The organism is Paenibacillus assamensis DSM 18201, from assembly GCF_000422445.1.
GTDB classification, from domain to species: Bacteria; Bacillota; Bacilli; order Paenibacillales; family Paenibacillaceae; genus Paenibacillus_B; species Paenibacillus_B assamensis.
In genome coordinates this window covers 453,232-478,279 of the sequence record NZ_AULU01000003.1, presented here as the reverse complement: position 1 = coordinate 478,279, position 25,048 = coordinate 453,232, and the positions used below count along the sequence as shown (strand labels likewise).

23 protein-coding genes are annotated in these 25,048 nt (G+C 45.5%); 19 read left to right on the top strand and 4 right to left on the bottom strand.

Going from position 1 to position 25,048, the window contains the following annotated elements:
• The 18 genes from wzy to H580_RS26100 all read left to right on the top strand — a co-directional run bounded on the left by wzy (position 1) and on the right by H580_RS26100 (position 19,445).
• Positions 1–1,455 (top strand): O-antigen polysaccharide polymerase Wzy, encoded by a 1,455-nt coding sequence (gene wzy / locus H580_RS0102065; RefSeq protein ID WP_028593313.1) that lies wholly within the window; start codon positions 1–3, stop codon positions 1,453–1,455.
• 24 nt (positions 1,456–1,479) lie between these two features.
• The gene (locus H580_RS0102060; RefSeq protein ID WP_028593312.1) at positions 1,480–2,820 is read left to right on the top strand and encodes a glycosyltransferase; all 1,341 of its coding nucleotides are present in this window, start codon (positions 1,480–1,482) and stop codon (positions 2,818–2,820) included.
• A gap of 53 nt (positions 2,821–2,873) precedes the next feature.
• Positions 2,874–4,085, top strand: coding sequence for a glycosyltransferase family 4 protein (locus H580_RS23030; RefSeq protein ID WP_051217155.1), 1,212 nt, complete (start codon positions 2,874–2,876; stop codon positions 4,083–4,085).
• Complete coding sequence (locus tag H580_RS0102050; protein ID WP_028593311.1) at positions 4,082–5,128, top strand: NAD-dependent epimerase; 1,047 nt, start codon at positions 4,082–4,084, stop codon at positions 5,126–5,128. Before H580_RS23030 ends, H580_RS0102050 begins: the two co-directional genes overlap by 4 nt.
• 56 nt (positions 5,129–5,184) lie before the next feature.
• Positions 5,185–5,841, top strand: coding sequence for a sugar transferase (locus tag H580_RS0102045; RefSeq protein ID WP_051217154.1), 657 nt, complete (start codon positions 5,185–5,187; stop codon positions 5,839–5,841).
• Between the two features lie 28 nt (positions 5,842–5,869).
• Entirely contained in the window at positions 5,870–7,216 is a 1,347-nt protein-coding gene (locus tag H580_RS0102040) for a glycosyltransferase family 4 protein (protein ID WP_028593309.1), read from the top strand.
• Positions 7,213–8,160, top strand: coding sequence for an NAD-dependent epimerase/dehydratase family protein (locus H580_RS0102035; RefSeq protein ID WP_028593308.1), 948 nt, complete (start codon positions 7,213–7,215; stop codon positions 8,158–8,160). The genes H580_RS0102040 and H580_RS0102035 overlap by 4 nt, the downstream gene beginning before the upstream one ends.
• A gap of 64 nt (positions 8,161–8,224) precedes the next feature.
• A complete protein-coding gene (gene galU / locus H580_RS23025) occupies positions 8,225–9,169 on the top strand; it encodes a UTP--glucose-1-phosphate uridylyltransferase GalU (protein WP_051217153.1) in 945 nt (314 codons plus the stop codon).
• A 1-nt stretch (position 9,170) separates the two neighbouring features.
• Positions 9,171–10,514: a UDP-glucose dehydrogenase family protein gene (locus H580_RS23020; protein ID WP_036604417.1), complete on the top strand. Its 1,344-nt coding sequence runs from the start codon at positions 9,171–9,173 to the stop codon at positions 10,512–10,514.
• A 19-nt stretch (positions 10,515–10,533) separates the two neighbouring features.
• A complete protein-coding gene (locus H580_RS0102020; RefSeq protein ID WP_281167949.1) occupies positions 10,534–11,697 on the top strand; it encodes an aminotransferase class I/II-fold pyridoxal phosphate-dependent enzyme in 1,164 nt (387 codons plus the stop codon).
• A gap of 78 nt (positions 11,698–11,775) precedes the next feature.
• Entirely contained in the window at positions 11,776–12,393 is a 618-nt protein-coding gene (locus H580_RS0102015; RefSeq protein WP_036604303.1) for a sugar transferase, read from the top strand.
• Positions 12,394–12,429: 36 nt separating this feature from the next.
• Positions 12,430–13,191 (top strand): formyl transferase, encoded by a 762-nt coding sequence (locus H580_RS0102010; RefSeq protein ID WP_028593305.1) that lies wholly within the window; start codon positions 12,430–12,432, stop codon positions 13,189–13,191.
• Positions 13,192–13,213: 22 nt separating this feature from the next.
• Positions 13,214–14,335 (top strand): lipid II:glycine glycyltransferase FemX, encoded by a 1,122-nt coding sequence (locus H580_RS25305; RefSeq protein ID WP_051217152.1) that lies wholly within the window; start codon positions 13,214–13,216, stop codon positions 14,333–14,335.
• 145 nt (positions 14,336–14,480) lie between these two features.
• The gene (locus H580_RS0102000; protein WP_028593304.1) at positions 14,481–16,334 is read left to right on the top strand and encodes a glycosyl hydrolase family 28-related protein; all 1,854 of its coding nucleotides are present in this window, start codon (positions 14,481–14,483) and stop codon (positions 16,332–16,334) included.
• Positions 16,335–16,529: 195 nt separating this feature from the next.
• Positions 16,530–17,408, top strand: a complete 879-nt coding sequence (rfbD, locus tag H580_RS0101995; RefSeq protein WP_245583463.1) for a dTDP-4-dehydrorhamnose reductase — start codon at positions 16,530–16,532, stop codon at positions 17,406–17,408.
• 27 nt (positions 17,409–17,435) lie between these two features.
• Complete coding sequence (locus H580_RS0101990) at positions 17,436–18,095, top strand: Rossmann-fold NAD(P)-binding domain-containing protein (protein ID WP_028593302.1); 660 nt, start codon at positions 17,436–17,438, stop codon at positions 18,093–18,095.
• Position 18,096: 1 nt separating this feature from the next.
• Positions 18,097–19,131 carry an LCP family glycopolymer transferase gene (locus tag H580_RS23010; RefSeq protein WP_051217151.1) on the top strand — a complete coding sequence of 345 codons (1,035 nt, stop codon included), beginning with the start codon at positions 18,097–18,099 and terminating at the stop codon, positions 19,129–19,131.
• Positions 19,132–19,232: 101 nt separating this feature from the next.
• Positions 19,233–19,445 carry a diaminopimelate decarboxylase gene (locus H580_RS26100; protein ID WP_157282641.1) on the top strand — a complete coding sequence of 71 codons (213 nt, stop codon included), beginning with the start codon at positions 19,233–19,235 and terminating at the stop codon, positions 19,443–19,445.
• 86 nt (positions 19,446–19,531) lie between these two features.
• Here the strand turns inward: H580_RS26100 and H580_RS25300 are convergent, their stop codons facing one another.
• Positions 19,532–20,053, bottom strand: a complete 522-nt coding sequence (locus H580_RS25300; protein WP_051217150.1) for a bactofilin family protein — start codon at positions 20,051–20,053, stop codon at positions 19,532–19,534.
• Positions 20,054–20,082: 29 nt separating this feature from the next.
• Positions 20,083–21,126: a peptidoglycan DD-metalloendopeptidase family protein gene (locus tag H580_RS23000; RefSeq protein ID WP_051217149.1), complete on the bottom strand. Its 1,044-nt coding sequence runs from the start codon at positions 21,124–21,126 to the stop codon at positions 20,083–20,085.
• 339 nt (positions 21,127–21,465) lie between these two features.
• Between H580_RS23000 and cls the strand changes: the two genes are divergently transcribed.
• Entirely contained in the window at positions 21,466–22,887 is a 1,422-nt protein-coding gene (gene cls, locus H580_RS0101970; protein ID WP_028593301.1) for a cardiolipin synthase, read from the top strand.
• Here cls and ligD read toward each other — a convergent pair.
• Both ligD and H580_RS26595 read right to left on the bottom strand, forming a co-directional pair.
• Positions 22,873–23,760 carry a non-homologous end-joining DNA ligase gene (ligD, locus tag H580_RS0101965; protein WP_028593300.1) on the bottom strand — a complete coding sequence of 296 codons (888 nt, stop codon included), beginning with the start codon at positions 23,758–23,760 and terminating at the stop codon, positions 22,873–22,875. The two genes, cls and ligD, sit on opposite strands and share 15 nt — an antisense overlap.
• 174 nt (positions 23,761–23,934) lie before the next feature.
• On the bottom strand, positions 23,935–24,906 hold the full coding sequence (locus H580_RS26595) for an ATP-dependent DNA ligase (RefSeq protein ID WP_425414101.1): 972 nt from the start codon (positions 24,904–24,906) through the stop codon (positions 23,935–23,937).
• Positions 24,907–25,048: the final 142 nt, after the last annotated feature.

Genomic DNA, 25,048 nt, shown 5'->3' with positions numbered 1-25,048 from the left:
ATGGGACGTATATGCAAACTAGCCATTGTAACGGTTCTATCAAGTCTCGTCATGCTGGCTATCATTTATGGTCTCTATGAGTGGCTGGACAAACAGCCCTTGTTATTTTATATCGTGTTGATTGTGTTTATGAATATATCATTTAGTATTTGGTATGGAAAACGCAATCACATTCGCTCTATGTTCAATAATTTGATTACGTTATTTTTGCTGTTTTTCACCCTTTATAGTATTACGTATCCGTTGGATCATCTAATTGGTGCACTTCATGAACGAACCGAAGAAGAACTAGTTCAGGTTATACAGTTGTATGTACTGTCGAATGTTTGTATGTTGATCGGTATTACGGTTGCCTCGGTTATTCATTTGAAAAAAGGGCGTCCGAAATTTAGCAAACCGCTGTGGACACCTGAACATATCGAGAAAAAAGAAGCAGAGCAGCGTCTCTTCCGACCGCTGCTGTTCTGGCCTGCGCTCATTGTGTTGCTTATAGGGATTGTGATTATGGCCTATGATCAATCACGGTTAGGTGGATTCGCATCTTTAGGGGCTGCCAATCGAATTGAACGATTTAAAGCAATCAGTACGGTTGAAGGAATATCGCTGCCTTGGAAATCGATTATAACGAGTTCCTTGCTGCTGTTGGCGATGTCGGTGCGTACGCGTGCGCAGCTGAAACTGTTTGGCTTTATTGTATTGCTGTTAACGTTCTTTTTCTTTTTCTTAATAGGTAGCCGGCTTTATGTTGTTATCGCTCTGCTGCCAAGCTTGGCGCTATTTATCGACCGTGGCTATATTCGAATAAGTCGTTTCCAGCATGTCGTCCTTATTTTGATTATGATGGTATTTATTTCGTCGCTGTTCAACAATGCAAGACTCAGTCTTATTGAAGACGTCCCGTTATCTTCTTTTCCTCCTGAGCGATGGGCGTTTTCTACTGGGGAGACAGGGGCGGGGTTTCTTGTTACATCAGATATTATACGTGTTGACCATTATCCAGAAGCGGATCCTTCTTATTTAACATCAGTGGCGTACATGCTGCCTTCTGTCATCTATCAATCTGTATTCGGGCATGGCAAACCAAAAACGTTGGGTGATTGGTATGTGTGGTATTTCTATCCGTACATCTTTAATGAAGGTGGAGGAAGAGGGTTCTCCCCGATAGCGCAAGCGTGGATGGTTGGGGGACACACAGGAATTGTAATTCAATTTTTCGTAGTAGGTCTGTTGTTAGTGTGGATATCCCGAACTTCGATGCTCAAATATATTTGTTTGCCGCTAGCGATCATGTTCCAGCGAAGTCCGATGAACGTTGTCATCATGGATATTGCCTATGCTTTTCTATTCGTCATATTTATTGTTGTCTTGGCGGCGATTATGAGACCGAAAGTGCTGGAGCAATTGATGAAGAGAATTCCAGAACGTCATAAAGCGAATACGTTTCGTGTTCGATGAAGTAGCTGAGTTGAGGTGAAAGTAATGATTGGGCAGACGGGCAAGAAAGCGAAACCGCGTGTTGCGATGCTAATTACATCATTGGCTGGCGGCGGGGCGGAGAAGGCTGTTAGTATGCTGCTTCAGGGGCTTGATCCTGAGCGATATGAACTTCATCTTATCGTAAACCGGAAGGAGGGACCTTATATGGCTCTCCTTCCTTCTTATGTACAAGTGTCAGAAATGAATGCTCCACGACTTCGGAGTGCTTGGAAGGCTTATATGCGAACGCTGCGCCAAGTTCGTCCTGATGTCGTCATTTCACATATGTGGGAGAACAATGTGTTGAATGTAGTAGGACGCCGCTTATCAGGTTTGCGATTTGCTACGGTACTATGTGAGCACAGTTCCATTAGCCGTCATCGAGGTAAAGCTGTAAACATCATGAGACGCTGGTGTTATAAAAGAGCTGATGCGGTTGTTGGCTGCTCGCACATGATGGGCGAGGAATTGAAGGACATTCTTCAGGTTCCTCGTTCATTAGTGCATGTCATTTATAATGCGGTGCTGAATGAAAGCTTCTATAGTCGCGCTAATGAACCCGTTGAGCATCACTGGCTGCAGCAGAGGCTAGAGGAAGCTAGAGCAACTAGCGATAGCGGGGTTATAGAAGATGCAGTTGATACAGCTGATCCTGATGATGTCATGGCATCGAATATCCCAGTCCTATTAGGACTCGGCAGGTTGTCGCCTGAGAAGCGATATGATCTGCTCATCGAGGCCGTACATCGCCTTCACCAGCGTGGGTGTAAAGTAAGGGCGCTTATTATCGGTGAAGGTGCGGAGCGTGAACGTCTAACCAAGCTTATCGCTGATAAAGCTTTAGCGTCATGGGTAGAACTTCCGGGATATGCTTCCAATCCATTGCCTTTTTTGCGTCAGGCGGATGTTTATGTTCAGAGCTCGGATGTAGAAGGATTGCCTACAGCGCTCATCGAGGCGGTCGCTTTGGGCACAAGCATCGTCGCTACGCGTACAGCAACAGGTACAGAAGAAGTATTGGAAGGAATTCATTCCGCTCTACTGGTCCCTTGTGGGGATGCGGAAGCAATGGCAAACGCGCTGGAAAAACAAGTGGTGGAGTTGGCAGTCCAACGACAGCGTAAAGAAGTGTCGAATGTAACGAGTAAGCAGATCGTTGGCCATTTTATAGAATCTGATTCCAGACGTGAAATTGCGGTTTCTTATGCGGATTCTATGGATACTCAGTTTCAGCGCTTAAACAAATTTACATTATCTTATGTTGTTGAACAGTACGAGTCGCTTATCCGCGATGTACTGAAGAAACATGGAATAGAAGAAAACGCCGTTTCCAGACAACTTTAGTCCGACTGAAATCATTTTCAAGAAAAACGGTACGGTGAGGAAGGGAGTGCGCGATGAAGTTCGTTTTTGCCTATGATGTGCGTATTGAACAAGTAAGAGGTACAGAACAGTACTATCATAATTATTTTGATTACACGGTATGGCAGCGGTACTTGGAAGTCTGTGAGAAACTAGCCATTGTAACGAGAGTGGTGGAGGTTGGCAAGGATGAACCGCGCTTGAACCGTAAGTTGTCGAGCGGTCCTAACGTTAGTTTTCACCATGTGCCTTCGATAAGCAATCCTGTCTCACAGTTGACCAAGCGTAAAGAAGTCATTCGCATATTGGAGGAACAGCTGCAAGAAGCTGATGGATTGATTGCGCGCTTGCCAAGTGAGATAGGGACGGTAGCGATTGGTGTGGCTAAGCGGCTAGGCAAGCCATGGGCGGTTGAAGTTGTAGGCCACGCTTGGGATGCGCTGATGAATCATGGCTCATGGCAGGGCAAGTGCTATGCGCCGATTATGACGTGGCGAACGAAGAAAGCGGTTCGACAAGCTCCCTATGCGCTCTATGTAACCCGTGCGTTTCTACAGCATCATTATCCAAGCTGGGGATACCATATCAACTGTTCCAATGTCGAAGTTCCGCCAGTACCTCAACAGGTGCTCGATCTTCGCTTGCAGCGCTTGGATGAACATAAAGATGGTTGGCAAACGGCAGGCATTGTTGGCTCATTGGCATCGAATAACAAAGGTGTAGATACCGCCATCGAAGCATTATCCATGTTAAAAGGGCAAATGCTCCGGCTTCGCGTGCTAGGTGAAGGGGATAAAGGAAAATGGATCGAGCTAGCTGAACGTTGGGGCGTAGCGGATCGTGTGGAGTTCTGTGATCCTGTCCCGAGCGGTGAAGAAGTTTTCCGTTGGCTGGACGAGTTGGATTTCTACATGCAACCGAGCTTCCAAGAAGGGCTTCCTCGCGCGTTAATTGAGGCTATGAGTCGCGCCCTGCCAGCCATTGGGTCTACCGCCGGAGGAATCCCGGAATTGCTGCCAGAGGAATGGATATTCCGAGCTGGCGATGTAGCAGGATTGGCGGAGAAGATGCAAATAATGATAAGCAATCGTGATATGAAGCGAAATGCAGCAGCAGCAAACTTTGCGACTGCACAACAATATACAAAGGATGTTTTGGACAAAAGACGAACAGCTTTTTGGCAGTCTTTCAAGGAAGAAGCGGTACGTCGGTCCATTTTAACGAATCCGGGGATGGTGAAAGGATGAACATTTGGATTACAGGTGCAGCTGGCTTCATCGGCTCGCATGTTGCGGCTCGCTGCTTGGAAGCGGGCTATCAAGTCGTCGGTATCGACAATATGAATGATTATTATGATGTGACATTGAAGGAACAGCGGCTGGAGCGGTTGCTGGCACAATCTAAATCCTTGTTGCAAACAGGGGAATCTTCACAAGTTCCGCAGCAACCGTTCCGCTTCTATCGCTTATCTATTGAAGAAGGGGATAGAATTCACGAGTTAATGCGGGAGACGAAGCCAGATGTCATTGTGCATCTAGCAGCGCAGGCGGGGGTTCGTTACAGCTTAACTAACCCGCAAGCTTATATTCAATCGAATATCGTTGGGACAGCCAATATATTGGAGGCTGCCCGTTTACAAGGCGTAGGGCATCTGCTCTACGCCTCTTCTAGCTCCGTGTATGGAGCGAATAAGAAAATCCCATTTGCTGTAGAGGATCGAGTGGATCACCCTGTTAGTTTGTATGCCGCCACAAAGAAATCAAATGAGCTAATGGCGCATTCCTACAGTCATTTGTACGATTTGCCGACCACGGGGCTTCGCTTCTTCACGGTATATGGACCATGGGGAAGGCCAGATATGGCTTACTTCTCATTTGCAGAACGAATCACGTCAGGCAAGCCAATCGATGTCTATAACTTTGGCAATATGATGCGCGACTTCACTTACATTGATGACATTGTAGAAGGCATTATGAGGCTGCTTCCACGTGCTCCACAACGTGACGGGGAACAAGCTCCATACAAGCTGTACAACATTGGCAATCATCAACCTGTTCCATTGCTCGATTTCATCCGTGTATTGGAAAAACATCTAGGCGTACGAGCAGAGCTCGTGATGAAGGAGATGCAGCCTGGTGACGTGCCGCAAACGTATGCGGACATATCCAGTCTGCAGCACGATATTGATTTCCGTCCAGATACAACGATTGAAGTGGGCATTCAACGCTTTGCTGAATGGTATTTGACCTATAAAGAACAGCGGACAGCAGAGCGTGTGCTTCACGTATAAATGAGGTTTAGGCTGATCATTCACTAGGATACCAGTTCTTCTGTGGGAGGTTCGTTATGGGTCAAATAACAGAACTCACGTTAAGCGAAAAGAGCTCGGAAACGGTATATATTCAGCCCAAAGTAAACGATTCCATCCTATTTCTAATCGTTAAACGAATCATTGACTTTGTGCTTGCGACAGTGCTTCTCATGCTAACTGCACCTATCGTAGTGGCATTCATTGTATGCATTAAGATGGATTCCTCAGGTCCGGCTTTCTATGTACAGGATCGCGTTGGTTATAGAGGTAGGGAATTTAAGCTTATTAAATTAAGGTCTATGGTCATGGACGCTGAGAAGGACGGTCCACAATGGGCAGCTGCGCATGATGAGCGAGTGACCAAAGTAGGGCAGTTCATTCGCAAGACAAGAGTAGATGAGCTTCCTCAACTGATCAATGTATTAAAAGGCGAGATGAGTCTTATCGGACCTCGCCCCGAACGAAATGCATTTATGCAGCAGTTTAACCAAGAAATACCCGGATTTATGAATCGCGTGCTCGTTAAGCCTGGTCTAACAGGCTGGGCACAAGTAAATGGTGGATATGACCTCACTCCGGAAGAGAAGTTTCAACATGATATGTACTACATAACCAATCCTTCTGTACGGATGGAGACGAAAATTTTTCTCAAGACGATTACGGTCGTTTTGACTGGAAAAGGAGCACGTTGAAATTTGAGTGTAAGGAGGATAGGACATTATGTCGAGTTTGGATAAGCGCGATTCAGCAGTTGCGATTGAGGAGAAACCATCATCAACAACTTTGCAGCATTCTGAAAACTCCATAACACCAGAAGCATCGGAATTATCGAAAACATCGAAAGTAAATCATCGTATCCTATTCGCCGTTACTGCTGAGAGCGGAGTATCTTTTTTGGAGCGCCAACTTAGTTACTTGCAGGAGCAGGGATATGAGGTGTTTGTTATGAGTGACGGCGCTCCTTCTTCGCAAACGTTAGAAGGAGCGACGCATATTCAGCTCACCATAGAGCGTGAAATATCATTAACGAAAGATGTCGTGTCGCTATGGCATGCCATCCGACTGATTCGGCGCATTAAGCCGGATATTGTGAATGCAGGAACGCCCAAGGCCGGCTTGCTCGTTAGTATAGCAGCTTGGTTATGCCGCGTGCCAGTTCGCATTTATACATGTCATGGTTTGCGGTTTGAAACGTTAAAGGGCTGGAAGCGGGCACTTATGGTGACGACTGAACGACTGTCGGCAGCTTGTGCACATAAGGTGATAGCCGTTAGCCCAAGCTTGAAAGAAGTTTTGCATCGGAATCGCATATGTGCCCTTGGAAAAGTAGAAGTCCTTCACAATGGCAGCTGTAAAGGTGTAAAGGCGGAGCCGTTTATTTTAACAGATGAACGGCAGAAGCATGCCGAAGCACTGCGTCAATCCTTGGGGATTGCTCAAGATACTCCGGTACTTGGCTTCATTGGTCGATTGACGAAGGATAAAGGGGTGGACATTCTTGTCGAAGCCTTTCATCTCGTCAAAAAAGTCATTCCTCATGCCGTATTGCTTTTGGTTGGGGAAAAGGAGCAAGGAGATCCGATCTCGGCTAAAACCGTTGAAACGATTGAAAATGATGACAACATCATTCATGTAGGGTTTCAGCGGGAACTTGGCGTGTTTTATGCCGCGATAGATTGTTTAGTACTACCTTCTTACCGTGAAGGGTTCGCTAATGTACTGATCGAAGCTGCGGTGGCAGGTAAGCCGACGATAGCGACAAGAACAACGGGAATGATGGATTCCGTTATGGATGGAATTACGGGCTTGCTCATTGAGCCTGGTGATATACATGAACTGGCTGAACGGATGATATGGCTCATTAAGCATCCTGAAGAATGTGTTCGTTTAGGGGTGAATGGGCATATTCGGGCTTTGCGAGATTTTGATCCTGAAGATGTGGTTCAGGCACATGCTTATTTTTATCATTCGCTGCACAAGCAGCGGGTGGGTCACGGTAAAGCCGCAACTCATCATCATGATCAGGCTTCTTATGCAAATAGCAGCAGGGAGGAGGGATTCCATTGAACATACTCGTAACCGGTGGAGCTGGGTTTATAGGATCGCATGTCGTTGATCAATTGCTGCAGGCGAATCATAACGTCATTGTCATTGATGACGGCAGCAGCGGCAATGTGGCGAATGTATCGAGTGATGCGAAGCTATATACGTTGTCGATTATGGATGACCAATTAAATGAAGTGTTTGAACAAGAGCAACCCGAAGCGATTATTCATATGGCTGCTCAAATCGACGTGCAGCGTTCTCTTCGTGAGCCCATATTTGATGCAGAGGTAAACATTGTAGGGACGATCCGCTTATTGCAGTGCTGCGAAAAATACCGTGTTAGTCGCTTTGTTTACTCTTCCTCGGCTGCTGCATACGGAAATCCGCAGTATTTAGCGATTGATGAGCGGCACCCGATAGCACCTATGTCCGCATACGGTATTTCCAAATATACGCCTGAGAGATATATCAAAATGTATCATGAGCAGCTGCCTGATTTGCAGTATTCGATTTTGCGCTATGCCAATGTATATGGAGAGCGGCAAGTTTCGAAAGGTGAAGGTGGCGTTGTATCCATTTTCGTTGATCATATGCTCGATAACAGACGTCCCGTTATTTATGGAGATGGCAATCAGACGAGGGATTTTGTCCATGTTGAGGATGTTGCACGTTCGAATGTGCTTGCCTTGACGTCCGAGGGGAGTATGACGGTCAATATTAGCACCGCTGAACCTACAAGTGTTAATGAGTTGTATCGCCATCTGCAAGCACATACAGGAGTAGATGATCCGATCTATTTGGAACCGCGAATAGGGGATATTGAGCATAGTTATTTGGATAATACAAAGGCACGTAATCGCTTAGGTTGGGAGCCTGCGATAGACTTGCAGACTGGACTTGCACGTACGCTAACCTACACGAGAGATGCTGGACGTCAGACATTGTCAGCCCTGAGCGGAGCTTAGGAACTGGAGCTTGGGATTGATATTTTTTTATGGGGCAGAGACAGAACTGGATGGAGGGAAAGAAATGAAAGTAAGAAAAGCAATTATTCCAGCTGCTGGCTTAGGTACGAGATTCCTTCCTGCGACGAAGGCACAGCCCAAGGAAATGCTGCCGATTGTAGATAAGCCGACGATTCAATATATCGTGGAAGAAGCGATCGCATCAGGCATCGAGGACATTATGATTATTAGCGGTCGTGGCAAGCGGGCGATTGAAGACCATTTCGACAAGTCCTTTGAGCTGGAGGAAAGCTTAGCAGCGAAGGGTAACTTAGAGGCGTTAGAAGAGATTCAACAGATTTCTAAGATGGCTAACATCCATTATATCCGTCAAAAAGAACCTAAAGGCTTAGGGCACGCCATTTTGTGCGCACGAACGTTCATTGGCAATGAGCCGTTTGCTGTCCTGCTTGGCGATGACATTGTGCAGTCGGAAGTACCTTGTATTAAACAGTTGATGGATGTGTTTGATCGTTACCATAGTTCAGTTGTAGGCGTGCAATATGTTCCAGATGAGGATGTCCGTAAGTATGGGATCATTGATCCGCTGGGTCCTTCCGTCGAGCCTTCCCTCATGCACACGAAGTCTCTAGTGGAGAAGCCTCCTGTAGGGCAAGCGCCATCGAACTACGCTATTATGGGGCGCTATATTTTACGACCTGAAATTTTCGAAGTGCTGGAGCATCAGCAGCCTGGAGCTGGCAATGAAATTCAGCTGACAGATGCCATTATGACGCTGAATCAATGGCAGGCGGTACTTGCCTATGAATTCCAAGGAACTCGATATGATGTCGGCGATAAGCTTGGCTTCTTGAAAGCGACGGTGGACTTTGCACTGAGGAGAGAGGAACTGTCTGATGACATGCTCGCCTATCTCATAGAGACGGTTGAGCAGCATCAGCTGTTGAACGGCACTGTTGCTGAAAGTAAACGTAATCAGTTGATGGAATATACGGCAGGAGGATCATAGGATGAAGAGCTATTCAATAGCGGTAATTGGCACGGGTTATGTTGGGCTCGTCTCGGGCACTTGCTTCGCTCATGTGGGGCATCGAGTAATTTGTTGTGATGTGGATGCAACTAAAATCGAACGTTTGAAACGCTGCGAAATTCCGATTTATGAACCTGGGCTTGATAAGTTGGTAGCGGAAGGCATGCAGCAAGGAAGACTAAGTTTTACGACGGATATCGCCGCTGCCATTCAAACAGCAGATGTTATTTTCATTGCAGTTGGGACACCCATGTCGCAGACAGGTGAAGCCAATCTGGACTATGTTCAGCAAGCTGCACGTATGATTGGAACGGTGATCAATGGCTACAAAGTCATTGTAACCAAAAGTACAGTTCCGGTTGGAACAGGGCGTTTGATCGCGCAGTGGATTGGGGAGTCCGCGCATAATCAATATTCGTTCGATATCGTATCCAACCCTGAATTTTTACGAGAAGGATCAGCGGTTTATGATTGCTTAAATATGGAACGGACAGTAATTGGTGCCGATCGGCCTGAAGCTGCAGCTATTATTGCAGAGCTTCATGAGCCGTTCGGCACTGTTGTTTTGAAGACCTCTATCGAGAGTGCGGAGCTTATTAAATACGCTTCTAATTGTTTCTTAGCTATGAAAATTTCCTATATCAATTCCATTGCTAATCTATGTGACCAGCTCGGGGCTGACGTAGATGAAGTGGCACAGGGTATGGGACTGGACAGCAGAATCGGTCATCGATTTTTGCAGGCAGGAATCGGCTATGGAGGCTCTTGCTTTCCGAAGGATACGTATGCGCTTCGCCATTTAACGCAAGAAGCGGGCTGTTCGTTCTCGATTCTTGAAGCGGTCATTGATACGAATGAAAAACAGCGTCTTATCGTCATAGATAAGCTGCAGCAGTCACTAGGTACGCTTGCAGGTAAACGAATCGCAGTGCTGGGTCTAGCATTTAAGCCCAATACGAATGATGTAAGAGATGCACCTTCGTTGACGATTATTCCGAAGCTGCTAGAAGCAGGTGCAATCGTTCGTGCCTATGATCCTATTGCTGCTGAAGAGGCTCGTCATGTACTAGGTGATCAAGTCGTATATATGCCTACTGTTCAGGATACGGTTATGTATTGCGATGCATGTTTGATATTGACGGAATGGGAACAGATCGTTGAAGCCGATTGGGAGAAGCTGCATGGTTCGATGTCTAGGCCGTTAGTGATTGATGGTCGAAATTGCTGGAGCGCAGAAAAAATGGCGGAACTAGGATATGAATATATATCTATGGGAAGACCGTTCGTGCCGCAGCGGGAGACATCATTGAGAGTACCAGTTTAATGATTAGAAGGTGAGAATGTTGAATATATCTGACCGTATATACTTATCTCCTCCACATATGAGCGGAGAAGAGTTGGCGAAAATTGCGGAAGCTTTTGCAAGCAATTGGATTGCGCCTCTGGGGCCTATGGTCGAGCAATTCGAACGTCAAATAAGCGAATTAGTAGGAATAGAAGGAACGGTAGCATTGTGCTCAGGGACAGCAGCGATACATCTTGCACTCGAATTAGCAGGGGTTCAAGAAGGAGATATCGTATTTTGTTCTTCGCTTACGTTCGTTGCTAGTGTGAATCCGATCCGTTATTTAGGTGCAGAACCTGTATTTATAGATTCAGAGCCTACGACATGGAATATGTCTCCACGTGCACTTGAACGAGCGTTGTACGAGGCTAACATGCTTGGTCAACTGCCCAAAGCAGTCATTGTTGTGCATTTATATGGCCAGTGTGCCGATATGGATGCCATTATGAAAATATGTCGGCAGTACGGCATATGTGTTATAGAAGATGCGGCGGAAGCACTTGGAGCGACATACAAGGGACAGATGGCAGGAACAATTGGAGACTACGGGATATACTCTTTCAACGGAAATAAGCTGATTACAACTTCAGCCGGTGGCGCGCTTGTGTCCAATTACAGTGACAAGTTGGAGTATGCACGTTATTTGTCAGCTCAAGCTAAGCTGCCTGCCTATCATTATGAGCATAGTCAAGTCGGTTACAATTATCGGTTGAGCAACATTCTTGCTGCTATTGGATGCAGTCAATTGAATGTGATCGACGAGCGGATCGCATTGCGACGAGCTGTATTTGAAAGATACCAGCAGGCGCTTGGTGACAGACCAGGTATTTCATTTATGCCAGACCCATTATGGGGCAGTTCGACGCGTTGGCTCACGACCTTGACGCTAGATCCGCATCTTATTGAGGCTTCTCCGCTTGATGTAGTACAGGAGCTAGAAGTTATGAACATTGAATCTCGACGAGTATGGAAGCCGATGCATGCACAGCCGTTATTCGCTGGCTGCCGTTATTATCGTCACGAAGAAAATGAGAGTGTTAGCGACATGTTGTTCGAGAGAGGGATCTGTTTGCCATCAGGCTCAAGCTTGGCTATTGATGATCAGAACAGAGTCATTGACGGTGTTCAATCCGCTCTCCGACCCATCTACTCTTTATCTTGAATGATGCTCAAGCCTGAATAGCTAGATGATACATGTGGTCGCTAGGGAACAACTCTTTTGAAATTAAAGGAGATCATTATGAAACGGTTGTTTGACATTGTATTTTCTTTCTTTTTAATTATTGTGTTTAGTCCGTTACTGCTTCTAATTGCGATGTATGTGCGGATAACTATTGGCAAGCCCGTTATGTTCTATCAGGAGCGAACGGGCTTGCATATGAAGTCATTTAAATTATATAAGTTTCGAACGATGAGTGATGAAGTTCTGCCGAACGGAGAGCCGCTGCCTGATGAACAGCGCTTGACGAAAGCGGGCAATATTCTACGCATGAGCAGCTTGGATGAGCTACCGCAGCTGTTCAATGTGTTAAAGGGAGATATGAGTCTAGTTGGCCCACGCCCACTGCCTAGCAAATATAATCCTTACTATTATGAGGCGGAGCGGGTTCGGTTTACTGTACGACCAGGCATTACAGGGCTAGCACAAATTTCGGGTCGCAACATGTTGTCGTGGCAAGCAAGATTTCAATGTGACCGCGACTATGTCGAGAGACAAAGTATGTGGCTGGACATCGTTATTTTGTTCAAAACGGTTAATCAAGTTGCGGTGGGTAAGAACAACGCAGTATGTCCAACTATGTTTGTAGCGGAACTAGATCGAGAACGGCGCGTCAGCTTGAAATCAAAAACGATGTAAGCTACCAACCACCTCTGCAAGGAGAGTAGAGATAAAATGAAGCGAATCATTGTATTCGGAAGTATGGGCGTAGCAGTCGACTGCTTGAGATGGCTGCTGCGTCAGCCGGGGGTAGAAGTGCTGGGGGTCGTATGCTCGACAGAACCCTTATCGAAGTGGCGTCTCGTTCAAAAGGACGAAAATATGTACGATGAAGCAAGGCGGTTAGGAGTTCCTGTACTGAAGCTTGAGCAGGTGTGCGAATTAGAGGCTGATCTAGGGGTCAGTGTTCGTTATCACGAACTGCTGCGTGCACGTCACCTAGAGCGTTTTACGTTAGGAGTCGTCAATCTTCATGGAGCTCCTCTGCCTGAAATGCGTGGTTCCATGTGTGACGCAGCTGCCATCATAGAAGGTCGAGAGGAATACGGAACGAGCATCCATTGGATGAATGAAAAGGTGGACGAAGGCTTACTTATCGGAGTGAAACGCTTCCCTATTAAACCTGCTGACACGGTATATGAATTGTTTCAGCTGAGCAATCAATATGGATTAGATCTATTAAAAGAGTGGCTGCCTCGCATATGGGAAGGGCATTCGACGGGCGTTGACCAGCTAGCATTAGCTGAGGAATTACAGGTTGAACCGAGAACCTATCGAGCACAAGAAGTGAGAATGTTGAAGCAAATTCCTGAGCATGCTGCTCCGCATTTCATTTATAATACGGCGCGTGCCTTTCAGTTCCCTGGTCATGAACCTGCATACATGCAAACGGATCATGGAAAAGTATATGTTTCGATTGCTAGTGACAATACATGATGTACGGAGGAATGGAATATTCATGAATGCTTTCTTGCTTGATATGGCGAATCGTGAGAAATGGAATACATATACGCGAGCTGCACTTGATACAGATGTATATTTCTCGGCAGAGTACTGTCAGGTTTATGAAGACAATGGGGAAGGCAAGTCGCAGTTGTTTGTCTACGAGGAGGGCGACGAGTTTGTCTGTTATCCTTACCTATTGCGCGATGCGAGCCATCTCCCAGGGCTGCGTGAGCTGAATGTGACCAAACCCATCTATGATATTACGACTCCGTACGGATATGGTGGACCGATATCGAACGTAGCCGATGCCGATAGGAGAGCGAGATTGTTTCGCAAATTTGAGCTTCAATTTGATGCATACTGCCGCGAGCACCGTATTGTCTCGGAGTTCGTCCGCTTCCATCCTTTATTGAACAATTGGCGGGATTATGATGATGTGAGACCAGAGTTTGTGCGCAATACGGTGTTTATTGATCTTACTCTGTCAGAAGAAGATATGTTGAAGACGTTCTCGCGGGATAATCGCAATCGGATTAGACGTGCTCAAAAAGAAGGGTTTTACGTAACCATTAAGGAACCGACACGGTTGGATGATCTTATTCGCTTGTACGACGCGACCATGTTAAAAAAGCAGGCAAGTGCATACTATTACTTTGATAGCAACTTTTTCCAAAATACAACGTCTTATTTAGAGGGATATGTGAAGCTAATAGAAGTTCATGCAGATGACAAGGTGATCGCTTCCTGTCTCTTTATGCATGAAGGTGATTATGCGCATTATCATCTTATGGGCTCTGATCAAGCATATTTAAAGGCTGCTCCAATTAATTTGCTCATCTATGAAGCAGCTTTATGGGCGAAGTCACAAGGATTCAAGAAACTTCATTTAGGAGGAGGGGTAACGGGGAACGACAACTTGTTTCGATTTAAGCGCAGCTTCAACGAACGTGAATGGGCTGATTTCTATGTCGGCCGACGCATTCGGCATCAATCACTGTATGACGCTGCCGCGCTAATCTTGAATCAACAGTACGGTATAGCTGGAGCTGAATCCGCCTATTTTCCAATGTATCGCAACCCATTGCTCTTTAATACTTCAACGGAATCAAGCTGTTCGGAGGTCTCATCTGGATAAGCGGAACCTGCCGTCCCTTAAGAAGGACAAGTGCAGAGGGTGCTTGACCATACGGACGAAGGGGATTCGGCATATGATGCATGAAGCTGATACCAAGGGGATATGAATGGTATAGAGCTATGCTGTCATTAAAGAGGTGGAAAGGATGGGGCATAAAACGAATATGTGTTTACAACGATGTAAGAAATGGATGCTTGTTATAGGTGTTATTTTTGTTATTGTTGGCATACAGTGGAACTCTTCTTCGGAGAATACAGCTGCAGCATTAGAGACCCCTGCGCCACAAGGCACCAATATTAAGTCACTTGGAGCAACAGGGAATGGAACGACAGATGATACCACAGCTTTGCGTAAAGCAAGTGAAATGTTGTCCGGCAAAATCTATTTTCCAACAGGAACCTATGTGCTGAATGAAGATCTCGTATTTCGTAAAGAGCTGACCCTTGTATTTGGGCAAAATGCGAATATTAAAGTGGCTTCGGGCAAGACGTTGAAGTTGGATGGCGGATTGCAAGGTGGCCTGTATACGCTCTTTACTGGAGATGGAAGCGTTGTCGCCACAGGTACAATTAAGAAAGTATATCCTGAGTGGTTCGGCGCACTAGGAAATGCAATTCAAGATGATAGGCCTTTTATTCAAGAGGCAGTGAACTTTGCAACCACCTTAAAGAAGGGAGCAGCGGTTCATTTCACTCAAAATCGCAACTATGTGCTCGGTACAATGACGGTACCTCAACAGACGATTATTAGTATGCCAGGGCATGTCTCGCTTGAAGGCCGTGGAACGTTGAAAGTTAGAAATAATATGGGCAAGTACAATACGGTGTTTGAATTTACGAAGCCGATCGATCATATATATGTTAGAGAATTGACTGTGGATGCAAATGCACAAAATAATCCGATTACGGAGAAGCCAAGCGATACGAACAACGCCATGCGCGTGTTCACACTTTACACAGGAAAGGGAGCGCAGTTCCAAGGTGTTACCGTTAGGAACAGCTTATCCATTCAAAGTGTGATGGCAAATGTAGTCGATGATTTAGTCGTGCAAGATTGTCAGTTTCTTAATATGGGAGTAGGAGCTCCATTCTTCTTTGATACCTCTACGATTTACGCTGTCGGCAACAATGCCATTATTACGCGAAACTATTTTGAAGCCGGAGGCGCTGGCAGTAATACGGCGATAGAAGTACACGGTTTCGGCAAAGTCGTAAGTTATAACGTTACGAAGAAATTCCGCACAGGCATCATTTACGCATCCACAGCCAACAGAGACTACAAGAACGAGAACAACCTCATTACAAATAACCGCATCGAAGATGCTGTATTCGGTATGAGCTTATGGGCTACCCGCGGAGATGTGAAGCAGCTAACGATAACGAACAACAGCATTATCGTGAATGCTCGTGGTGGCGGATTTTTATCCACCAATGCAGAATCAGCAGGTATTCAATTCCATCATCCTAGCGGTGATGCTTGGATCAACATTGCGATTACAGACAACTTCATTGACTTCAAACATCCTGGCGGCAACTATATGACGCTTGCTCCCCACGCTGCCGGCATCGACTTATCTTTACAAGGTAGTGGCACCAAAGTAGAAGGTCTTCTTATTAAAGGAAACATTATACGCAATGCGTATACCAACGGTATCACTTGGAACATTGAAGGGGTACAGAACAACGTAGTTGTTGAGGAAAATACAATCGTTAACCCAGGCGCGTTATACAGTGGCAAAGAAGGATACAGCTCGGGTATTGCGTTATATGAGAACCCACTCTTCTCTAACTGCTTCGTACGAAATAATGTCGTAGTAGAAGATCGTACGACATCGAAGATGTACACGGGGCTATTGCTTAGAAGCTTAGGTGTAGCAGACCGCGCGCATCAACAGTTGTCTTGGATTAACAATACGATTGTTTCGGAAATGACTCCGTTGAGTGGAGAAAAGACAGTAGCAATCGGAAATACACCAATTATCGTACAGACACCATTTTAATAGGTAAAACGTACAATGACGTGAAGGGGCGGACGGAATGAGCACCGCCTCTTCTTCTGTTACTTACGGCTTCGTTACACGTTCGTCTTTACTCACTTCATGGCAATTTACACTCACAATTCAATCTACCTTATCTGACAGCAATAGCTTCACAAGCCGTGAATGTGCATCCAGATGAGAAATGGTGGTGAATGTATGAGTGGAATAGAAATGCAGATGAACAGACCGTTATTGGTTACAGGTGCGTCAGGGCAGCTTGGTACAGACATTATGGAGCTGCTGGATAAACATAATGTGCCTGCGATAGGGTGTACTCGTGCGAATTTAGACATTACCGATAGTGAGCAAGTTCATGAAGTAATTGGCCGGATAAAGCCTTGGGGCATTATTCACGCAGCTGCCTATACGAAGGTGGACCAGGCAGAAAATGAGCGTGATGAAGCATATCGCGTGAATGTGTATGGTTCGCGTAATGTTGCTGCCGCTGCTGAATCAGTTGATGCGAAAATACTAATGCTCAGCACGGATTATGTGTTCGACGGGCGAAGTACGAGACCATATGATGAATTTGCTACGCCAAGACCGATTAATGTGTACGGTTCTTCTAAGCGGGAAGCGGAAAAAATCGTATGTCAATTGAACCGCCGTGCGTTTATCGTGCGTACTTCATGGGTTTTTGGCAGGCATGGATCTAATTTTGTAAAGACGATGCTGGAACTGGGCAAAACCAATCATGAACTAAAAGTGGTTCATGATCAGATAGGTAGCCCCACTTATACGAAGGATTTAGCCGAATGCCTTCTTAAATTGATACAGACAGATTGGTTCGGAACGTACCATGTCTCGAATTCTGGCAGCTGCTCTTGGTATCAATTCGCTTCCGCCATTATGGAAGAAGCAAATTTGAATGTCAAAGTAAGATCGGTGCCAACCTCACAATTTCCTCGCCCAGCTAGACGCCCAGCCTACTCGGTATTAGCAGGAAGAGCACTGACGCTTCATGGACTACCTTCTCTACGACCATGGCGTGAGGCGTTGGCAGATTATATTCAAACGCTGGAAATACGCAGCTAACAACTATCAATTATAGGAGGATAGGTGATGAGATGCGCTGTGCTAGGTGGGGATCTCCAAGGCTTGTCATTGGCCATTAGACTTGCTGGCTTAAAGCACGATGTATGGCTCGTAGCGAATAGCGCACCATGTGCAGAACGATGGCGGCAGGAACTAGGAGATCGGCTGCTGTGTACGATCAATGCTTCGTATGCAGTGAAGCGCTCAGATGTACTCTTTTTCGTCAATAGGAGCGCGTCTACTTCACTTGATCCACATTCGCTCGTGGAATGGCTGCTGCCTCATGTAGCTGAACATGCACTCGTTGTCATTGCGGCTGAAGTACAGCCTGGAACGACAACGATGATGCGGCAACAGCTGAATCAGTCTCAACGTTTCTCGGGAGATGTTGTATATGTGCCTCCTGTATTGCTGCATCGTCCGCTTCCGCTAGCTATAGGGACGGAGCATGGTGAACGGTGTGCAGCATTGGAGCAAGCGCTGGCAGGTTGGCATCGCCTTCAGTATACGATGAAGGATCAAGTAGCCGAATATGTACAGTGTATTGCTGATAGGAGGCCATCTACGACTTCACCTTCGCCTCGTAATGGCAAGGAAGCAAGAGAAGCATATACATGGTGGAACAAGATGCAGTCGCAAACTATGCTTACTGGTTTGGAGCGAATAAGAGAAGCGGAGTGGTCCTAATATGTTGCGAATATGGCGTCGATGGAGAACTTGGCAGAAAATCGCCGTTTCTTGTTGCTTACTTATACTGATTGGAAGTTGTACTGCTGTACTTATCATTGGGATGACACTAAAGCGTGCGGCGGATTCGATGTACGAGGCATTACCAGAGCGCAAGGAGTTGCTTCGTTCAACCATTGAGCCGCTAGAGACGGATCAAGTAAATCCAGTACATAATCGTAAATCTAATAGGAGTACCTCTGTTCCAGTAATGGAGCCAGTGGCAGTGGATTCACAACCGGATGTTGGCAAAAGCGAGCCGTTTACGATGCTGTTAATGGGTGTCGATGAGCGAGCACATGACAGTGGCCGTTCTGATAGCTTAATTATGGTTGCGGTCAATCCTAAGCAAGGTAGTGCTGTCATCGTACATATTCCGAGAGATACACGAACAGAGTTGGCAGATTTAAACAAGCTGGATAAAATCAATCATGCTTATGCCTATGGCGGAACCGCTATGACAGTTGCAACCGTCGAGCAGTTATTTGAGATCCCTATCCATTATTATATTAAGACAAATATGGAGGGATTTAAGGCTGTTATTGATGAACTAGGCGGCATAGAAGTACATAACCAAATTCCGTTTGAAACGGACGGGCATCGATTTGCAGTGGGGAATATTGAGCTAAGCGGGGAGCAGTCATTAGCATATGTACGCATGCGCAAACAAGATCCTAAGGGAGATTTCGGGCGTATGGATCGACAAAGTCTAGTACTTCGTGCATTGGCGCAAAGAGCTGCTTCTACAGATGGTGTTGTACGTTTAGGTGCAATTATTGATGTGCTGCAACAACATACACGAACCAATTTGGCATTCGAAGATTGGATTTCACTTGCTGCGAAGCATGCTTCGTCTATTAATCAGATTGAAAAAACGACACTGACAGGTGCTTCTGAGCGGATCGCAGGCATTTATTATTGGAAAGTATCCAAAAAGGAACGGCTACGCATTCATAACTTACTACGTAACAATTTGGAGCCTAATCTTGACAAATAAAGCAGGAAGTCGTACATTTATGATACGAAATGTAGCAAAAATGTCGATTTTTAGTGATTAGACGGTCCTTTTTCAAGGATTATGAGGAGGCTTATATTGCCATGGATGTGTCGGATTCATCCCCCTCACTTGTTCACAACCCTGTATATTGTCTCGGCTGTCAAGAGAGGGTACCAGCGGAGCGTACGGTCATTCAATTCCGTACAGGCTTTTATAAAGCTCAAATACCACTGGGGAGCTGTGATCGCTGTACACCTATGCATACAATATTGACTCAATTGTGGAATTCTTTGAAGACCGGACATTTCTTTTGAAAACGATAAAAAATGCAAGGACGATGTGTGTTACGGCTAGTTCCCCTCCGTACTTCTCTTCGCAAAAAAAAAGAGAGAAGCAAGCTTCATCCCGCTTGCTTCTCTTTACGTTTTTTCTTCTTATTAGGATGATATCGGCTTGATTGATCTTGGGGAAATAAAACATCTGTCTCTAGTTGTTGATTGTCATCATTGGAAGTGGATGAGCCTTCTATGCTACTGGAGGGAAGGGAGATAGATGTGCGTATTTGTTCTGCCGATGATTCTGGCCCCTCCATTTTGCTAATGCCATTCAATGTACCGCCTTCTTCAATAATAATGGATTGCGATACACAATTACCTACTAGATGCCCTGTCGATGTTATCGTTAGCTTTCCTGCGGCTTTAAGTTCTCCATATATCGTTCCAGCATTGATAATTTGCTTCGCCTCAATGTTTGCGTGAGCTTCCCCGTTATTTCCTATAATAACGGTCCCTTGGCATGTGATCGTGCCCTTGAATTGACCGTCAATGCGTAAGTTGGATTGGCAGTTCAGATGGCCCTCCATCACTGTTCCATAACTGATGATCGTATCTGACATACTGGGACGTGAACTTTTTCCAAACACTGAGCCTCAACTCCTTGTTGAATAATTAGCTAAGCATCTATCTTTTTATGTGGCTTATGTGAGGCAGGGAAGGAGGCCGAAGATCCGATATATGGATATGGATTTGTTGCTTCTCCTTGCTGCATAACTTGAAAATGTAAATGCGGCCCTGTACTTCTTCCTGTATTTCCGAGTTCTCCAATCTTATCTCCCTTGGCTACTTGATCTCCGACACGTACTTGGATGCTGTTAAGATGCATATACCACGTTTCTAATCCATTCACATGAGAAATAATGATATAGTTGCCCCTTGCATAATGAGATTCAGCTGTTGTTATCTTTCCTTCAGCAGCAGCATAAATCGGATCGCCTATATCGCCAGCAATATCAACACCTGCATGGAAAGAAGCCTGTCCTGTTATAGGGTCTTTCCGGTAGCCAAAGCCAGAAGTCAACTGCTGTGATTGTGTTGGCCATAAGGACGGCGTGCCTTGAATAACCGCTTGTTTCTTTTTCGCTTGCTTGATCGATGTTGGGAGGGAACGTTCCATTTCGGTAATCAGCTTGTTTACTTCTTCAATATTGAACCGAGATTGTTGGGACAGCTTCAACAGCTGTTCATTCGTCAGAGCTTGAAGTTCGCCGCCTTGTTGCTTGCTGTTAAGGCGTGAAATAGGCAGCGCGCTGGTACGGGATAAGCTGCGAGTAGGAGCATCCTTCGATTGATTTTTATTACCTTGGACAAACTGTTTAAGCTGTCGTTCCCAATGACTAATTTTGGACACGCGCTGTTTCACATTTTCTGTCTCTTTGCTTAGACGGATGATTTCCTGTTGCAGCTTACTTACTGCTTGCTCCTTATTTTTCACGGTGACATCGAGTACTAGTGTCTGCTTAGCTAACTGACCTTCCAACTCTTGAATATGCTCAGCCGATTTCCATTGTAAATGTAAAACAAATGCGGAAAGAGACATGACTGCTGCAATGGGTACAGAGACGATGAGCAGCTTCGGAATCTTTACTTGCTTGACTGGTTGTTCCGCTTCTCGGATGACGAGTAGCGTTGTAGATTGTTTCCACCACCGCCGCTTCATAAGTTATCACCTCACTCTATTCAGTCTAGACTTGCAAGGCTAACGAGAGTTGAATAACACAGGATGGAATACCTAAACGAACTTGTACAAACCCTAATACAAATTTATTCGATAGTAGGACAGAACATGACTACAAGTTCCAAAGGGTTTGTCGTGATGTGGTAAATAAATAGATCTGGATCTGTGCTGAGACTGCCTCGATGATGATGCAAAATGATGATTCAAATCATGTGCATGCGTCTATTTCATATAGGAAGTGAAAATACATACATAAAATGGATGCTGATTTATGGACATAAACGTAATGTTTGGATAGAACCATGTAGAGGGGGAGTAGGGATGTTATGGATTATTGCAGCACTTGTCATTTACATAATCCAGTTGATTACGATTGTGTTTCTGGAGCATAAGCATCCTTCGAAGACCGTAGCATGGCTATTGATTTCCTTTTGCTTCCCGCTCATTGGTTTTGTACTGTACTATTTTGTAGCTCAGGATTATACGGCGAGAAGGCGAGTACGGCATAATCGTTACGAGGACGATTTGCTAGGACGTATAAAGAGTATTACTAGAATTACAGACCGGAATAGGATGAATAATGAGTACATGAGGAAGCAGCCGCGCTTGTTTGGACTTGTATCAGCCTTGTCGGACAGTCCTATAACTGGGTGTAATCGAACGGTTATTTTAACAAATGGACAGGAGACTTATAACGCCTTACTGGAAGGATTGAAGTCAGCGACACATCATATCCATATGGAGTTCTATATTATTCGAGATGATGTAATTGGACGTATGATTCAGGAATTGCTTATTCAAAAAGTAAGTGAAGGTGTGAAAGTTCGTGTTATCGCGGACGGGGTTGGCAGCTTGGAATTGAATCAAGCCTATGTGACGAAGTTGCAGAAGGCGGGGGTCGAATTTCATTTCTTTCTGCCGCTTACGGTTTCCCTATTTCGGCGGCGATTGAATTATCGCAATCATCGAAAAATTGTTGTTGTCGATGGGCGAATCGGCTATGTTGGCGGTCTTAATATCGGTGATGAATATGCTGGTTACCATGAGAAACTTGGTTTTTGGCGTGATACGCACATGCAGATCGAGGGAGATGCGGTTTATGCGCTGCAAGCTGTGTTTTTACATGATTGGTCGTTTGCTTCGGGACAGAAGGTTTGGCAGGAGGAGTTATTCCCGCCGCATCAGTGTACAGGAGATGAACAAGTAAAAATGGTCTCAAGTGGCCCTGATGCAGATCTTGCAGCAACACAGGAATTATTCTTCGGAGCCCTTATAGGTGCACAAGAAAGAATATGGATGATGACTCCTTATTTCGTGCCTGATCTGAGCATTAGGCTGGCGCTTAAGACGGCAGGAATGAGTGGAGTCGACGTTCGCATTATTATTCCGCATCAATCAGATTCGAACATCGTTGATTGGGCGGCTCGTTCGTATGTAGAAGAGCTGATGAAGGCAGGGGTCAAATTTTATGAATATCAACAAGGATTTTGTCATGCGAAAACGCTCATCATTGATAAGACATTAGCCTGTATAGGTACAGCAAATATGGATATGCGCAGTTTCTATTGCAACTTTGAACTTAACGCTATTCTATTTGATAGCAACGCTATTTATCGTGTGGAGGCCGATTTCTTTGAAGACTTTGAAGTAAGCAGAGAAATCGAATATCGTCATTTTATTGAGCGATCCCATAAACAGCGTGTGATGGAAGCCATTTCTCGAATGTTATCACCGCTGCTTTAGAGCAAGTAGGATAGACTCCATTTGCTGTGGTGGCACTTGTGTTAATAGATTTCCGACTTGGTTTAAGCGTTCTGCTGCATTTAACAATGTGAATTGCTGCGGGCTTGGATTACGTGCTACTTCCTCCCATGTTAGAGGTGTAGAGACCGAGGCGTACGGAGTGGCGCGTGGCGTATAGGCGGCAGCAATCGTACGGCCTGCATCATGCTGCGCATAATCGATATAAATGCGGGTCCCACGATGCTTTTTCAATCGTTCGATTGTGAACAGATTAGGATGGCGCTCGCATAAATAACGGGCTACAAATAGCCCTAAACCTTTCAGTTCATCGAAGGTTGGGCCTTTGGAAATAGGGACGATAATTTGAACACCTGTAGCACCTGACGTTTTTGGAATACTGCTGATGCCAAGTGAGGATAGCAGTTCACCGACTAGCTTGGCGGCTTCCATAATGCGCGGTTCAACTGTCACAGAAGGATCCAGATCAATAATCCATTGCTCTGGCAATGGATTATCGACGGTATGCAAAGATGGATGAAACTCGATACAAGCTAAATTAGCCAGCCATAGCAGGGTGGCCGTATTATTTAGCAGCACATATCGAATGTCGCCATGTATGGCTGTTTCTACAAAGGCAGGGGCAGAATCAGGACAGTTTTTTTGATAGAAGGACTCTCCAGGTACCCCGCCTGGATAGCGTATCGTAGTTAAATAACGATTGGCACAAGCAGGCAGCAAATAGGGGGCAAGATGCAGCAGCTTCATCAAGTAATCTGCCTTCGTAATCTGAAGCTCGGGCCATAATAGCTTGTTTGGGTTAGATAATTTGACTTCATGACCTTCGACTTGCAGCATGATGAAGGGGGCTGTCATCCTCTATACACTCCTTATGCTTTGCTGAGATTGCTTTTTAAAAGAATGTAAAAATTGAAATCATGAGTAAAAAAGTAAACGTTGAACAAAACAAGTAGGCATCCAATGTCAGATGATGCTGTATGACCAGAGAGCGTATTTTAGTTCATTTATCATCCGATGAATGGTTACTGTTCATGCTTGTCCAGACAAGTAAGGGAGCGCAAGCAACTTTGGATGTCGAAGCAATCCCGATTCATTCATTTCCAATGCGGCTACGAGGCAGGGCAGAGGTGCATGAAACCATCGTATCGATAGACGACGTAGTTCTTGTGGCAGTGATTTACTTGGGCACAATGCTGGTTCGGCTGCATATTTGGTGGCATACTCAGGATGCTGTGCCCACGTTTCTAGAAGCTCTCGATGCTGCTGTTGAAGACCGATGGCAACACGTCCTAAATAGCTTCCTTCGTGAGAGAAAAGAATGAGGCTCGCTATGCGTCCTTCGTTCATGATTACGCCGTAGGCTAATGCTGTTAGCTCTAATTCCTTTTTGCATTTAAATGATGCCTGATGCTTTTTGCCGCAGCTGTAGGGAGCCTTTTTTAGTTTGCTTACAATCCCTTCCCATTGATGCTCTACTGCCCATGACCAAAGTGCTTGACCGTCTTCATAAACGTCCGCTACCTGAACAGAGACTTGGTTGGAAAGTGAATCGATCTTCTGTTGTGCAAATAAATTCAATAGTTGTTGATGCCGCGCTTCATAAGGCCATGTCCGCAAATCTTGACCGTCTAGAGCGATAAGATCAAATAATACGTATGATAATGGCCAACGCTGATGGGCGGCTATATCGTTCTGTTTTGCAATAGATGATCGCTGGCGCTGCAAAATAAGACTAAAGGAAGGTCTGCGCAATCTTGGATCGATGACGACTGCTTCCCCATCCAACAAGGCAGAACGACCTTGCAACGCAGGTAGCTGAGCAAGAGCTTGTTCGATTATCGTAAATGAGGAAGTTCGATCCAGCATTCGCTTTGTATACAATTTTATGCTTCGATCCTTAATAGTAAGATTGCAGTCCGCAATCAGGCGAATGCCATCCCATTTCAGCTGATGCAGCCACTGGGGGCCTTGGGGGACGGCATCAGCTAAAATGGGCGCCATCGGCACAAAGCTGTGCAGGTCGATGGCGCTTACACGCATTGCCATTGCTGCTGGCTCTGCGGCAGCCGGAATAGTGGCTGGGGCAGCAATGTTCATGTCTGCTGCGTTAAATGGAGCAGATGCCGCAGCCTGCTTTGCTTGC

Coding starts and splice junctions, on each gene's coding strand:
- wzy (WP_028593313.1), top strand. CDS start 1: ATGGGACGTATATGCAAACTAGCCATTGTAACGGTTCTATCAAGTCTC.
- H580_RS0102060 (WP_028593312.1), top strand. CDS start 1,480: ATGATTGGGCAGACGGGCAAGAAAGCGAAACCGCGTGTTGCGATGCTA.
- H580_RS23030 (WP_051217155.1), top strand. CDS start 2,874: ATGAAGTTCGTTTTTGCCTATGATGTGCGTATTGAACAAGTAAGAGGT.
- H580_RS0102050 (WP_028593311.1), top strand. CDS start 4,082: ATGAACATTTGGATTACAGGTGCAGCTGGCTTCATCGGCTCGCATGTT.
- H580_RS0102045 (WP_051217154.1), top strand. CDS start 5,185: ATGGGTCAAATAACAGAACTCACGTTAAGCGAAAAGAGCTCGGAAACG.
- H580_RS0102040 (WP_028593309.1), top strand. CDS start 5,870: ATGTCGAGTTTGGATAAGCGCGATTCAGCAGTTGCGATTGAGGAGAAA.
- galU (WP_051217153.1), top strand. CDS start 8,225: ATGAAAGTAAGAAAAGCAATTATTCCAGCTGCTGGCTTAGGTACGAGA.
- H580_RS23020 (WP_036604417.1), top strand. CDS start 9,171: ATGAAGAGCTATTCAATAGCGGTAATTGGCACGGGTTATGTTGGGCTC.
- H580_RS0102015 (WP_036604303.1), top strand. CDS start 11,776: ATGAAACGGTTGTTTGACATTGTATTTTCTTTCTTTTTAATTATTGTG.
- H580_RS0102010 (WP_028593305.1), top strand. CDS start 12,430: ATGAAGCGAATCATTGTATTCGGAAGTATGGGCGTAGCAGTCGACTGC.
- H580_RS25305 (WP_051217152.1), top strand. CDS start 13,214: ATGAATGCTTTCTTGCTTGATATGGCGAATCGTGAGAAATGGAATACA.
- H580_RS0102000 (WP_028593304.1), top strand. CDS start 14,481: ATGGGGCATAAAACGAATATGTGTTTACAACGATGTAAGAAATGGATG.
- rfbD (WP_245583463.1), top strand. CDS start 16,530: ATGAGTGGAATAGAAATGCAGATGAACAGACCGTTATTGGTTACAGGT.
- H580_RS0101990 (WP_028593302.1), top strand. CDS start 17,436: ATGAGATGCGCTGTGCTAGGTGGGGATCTCCAAGGCTTGTCATTGGCC.
- H580_RS23010 (WP_051217151.1), top strand. CDS start 18,097: ATGTTGCGAATATGGCGTCGATGGAGAACTTGGCAGAAAATCGCCGTT.
- H580_RS26100 (WP_157282641.1), top strand. CDS start 19,233: ATGGATGTGTCGGATTCATCCCCCTCACTTGTTCACAACCCTGTATAT.
- H580_RS23000 (WP_051217149.1), bottom strand. CDS start 21,126: ATGAAGCGGCGGTGGTGGAAACAATCTACAACGCTACTCGTCATCCGA.
- cls (WP_028593301.1), top strand. CDS start 21,466: ATGTTATGGATTATTGCAGCACTTGTCATTTACATAATCCAGTTGATT.
- ligD (WP_028593300.1), bottom strand. CDS start 23,760: ATGACAGCCCCCTTCATCATGCTGCAAGTCGAAGGTCATGAAGTCAAA.
- H580_RS26595 (WP_425414101.1), bottom strand. CDS start 24,906: ATGGCGCCCATTTTAGCTGATGCCGTCCCCCAAGGCCCCCAGTGGCTG.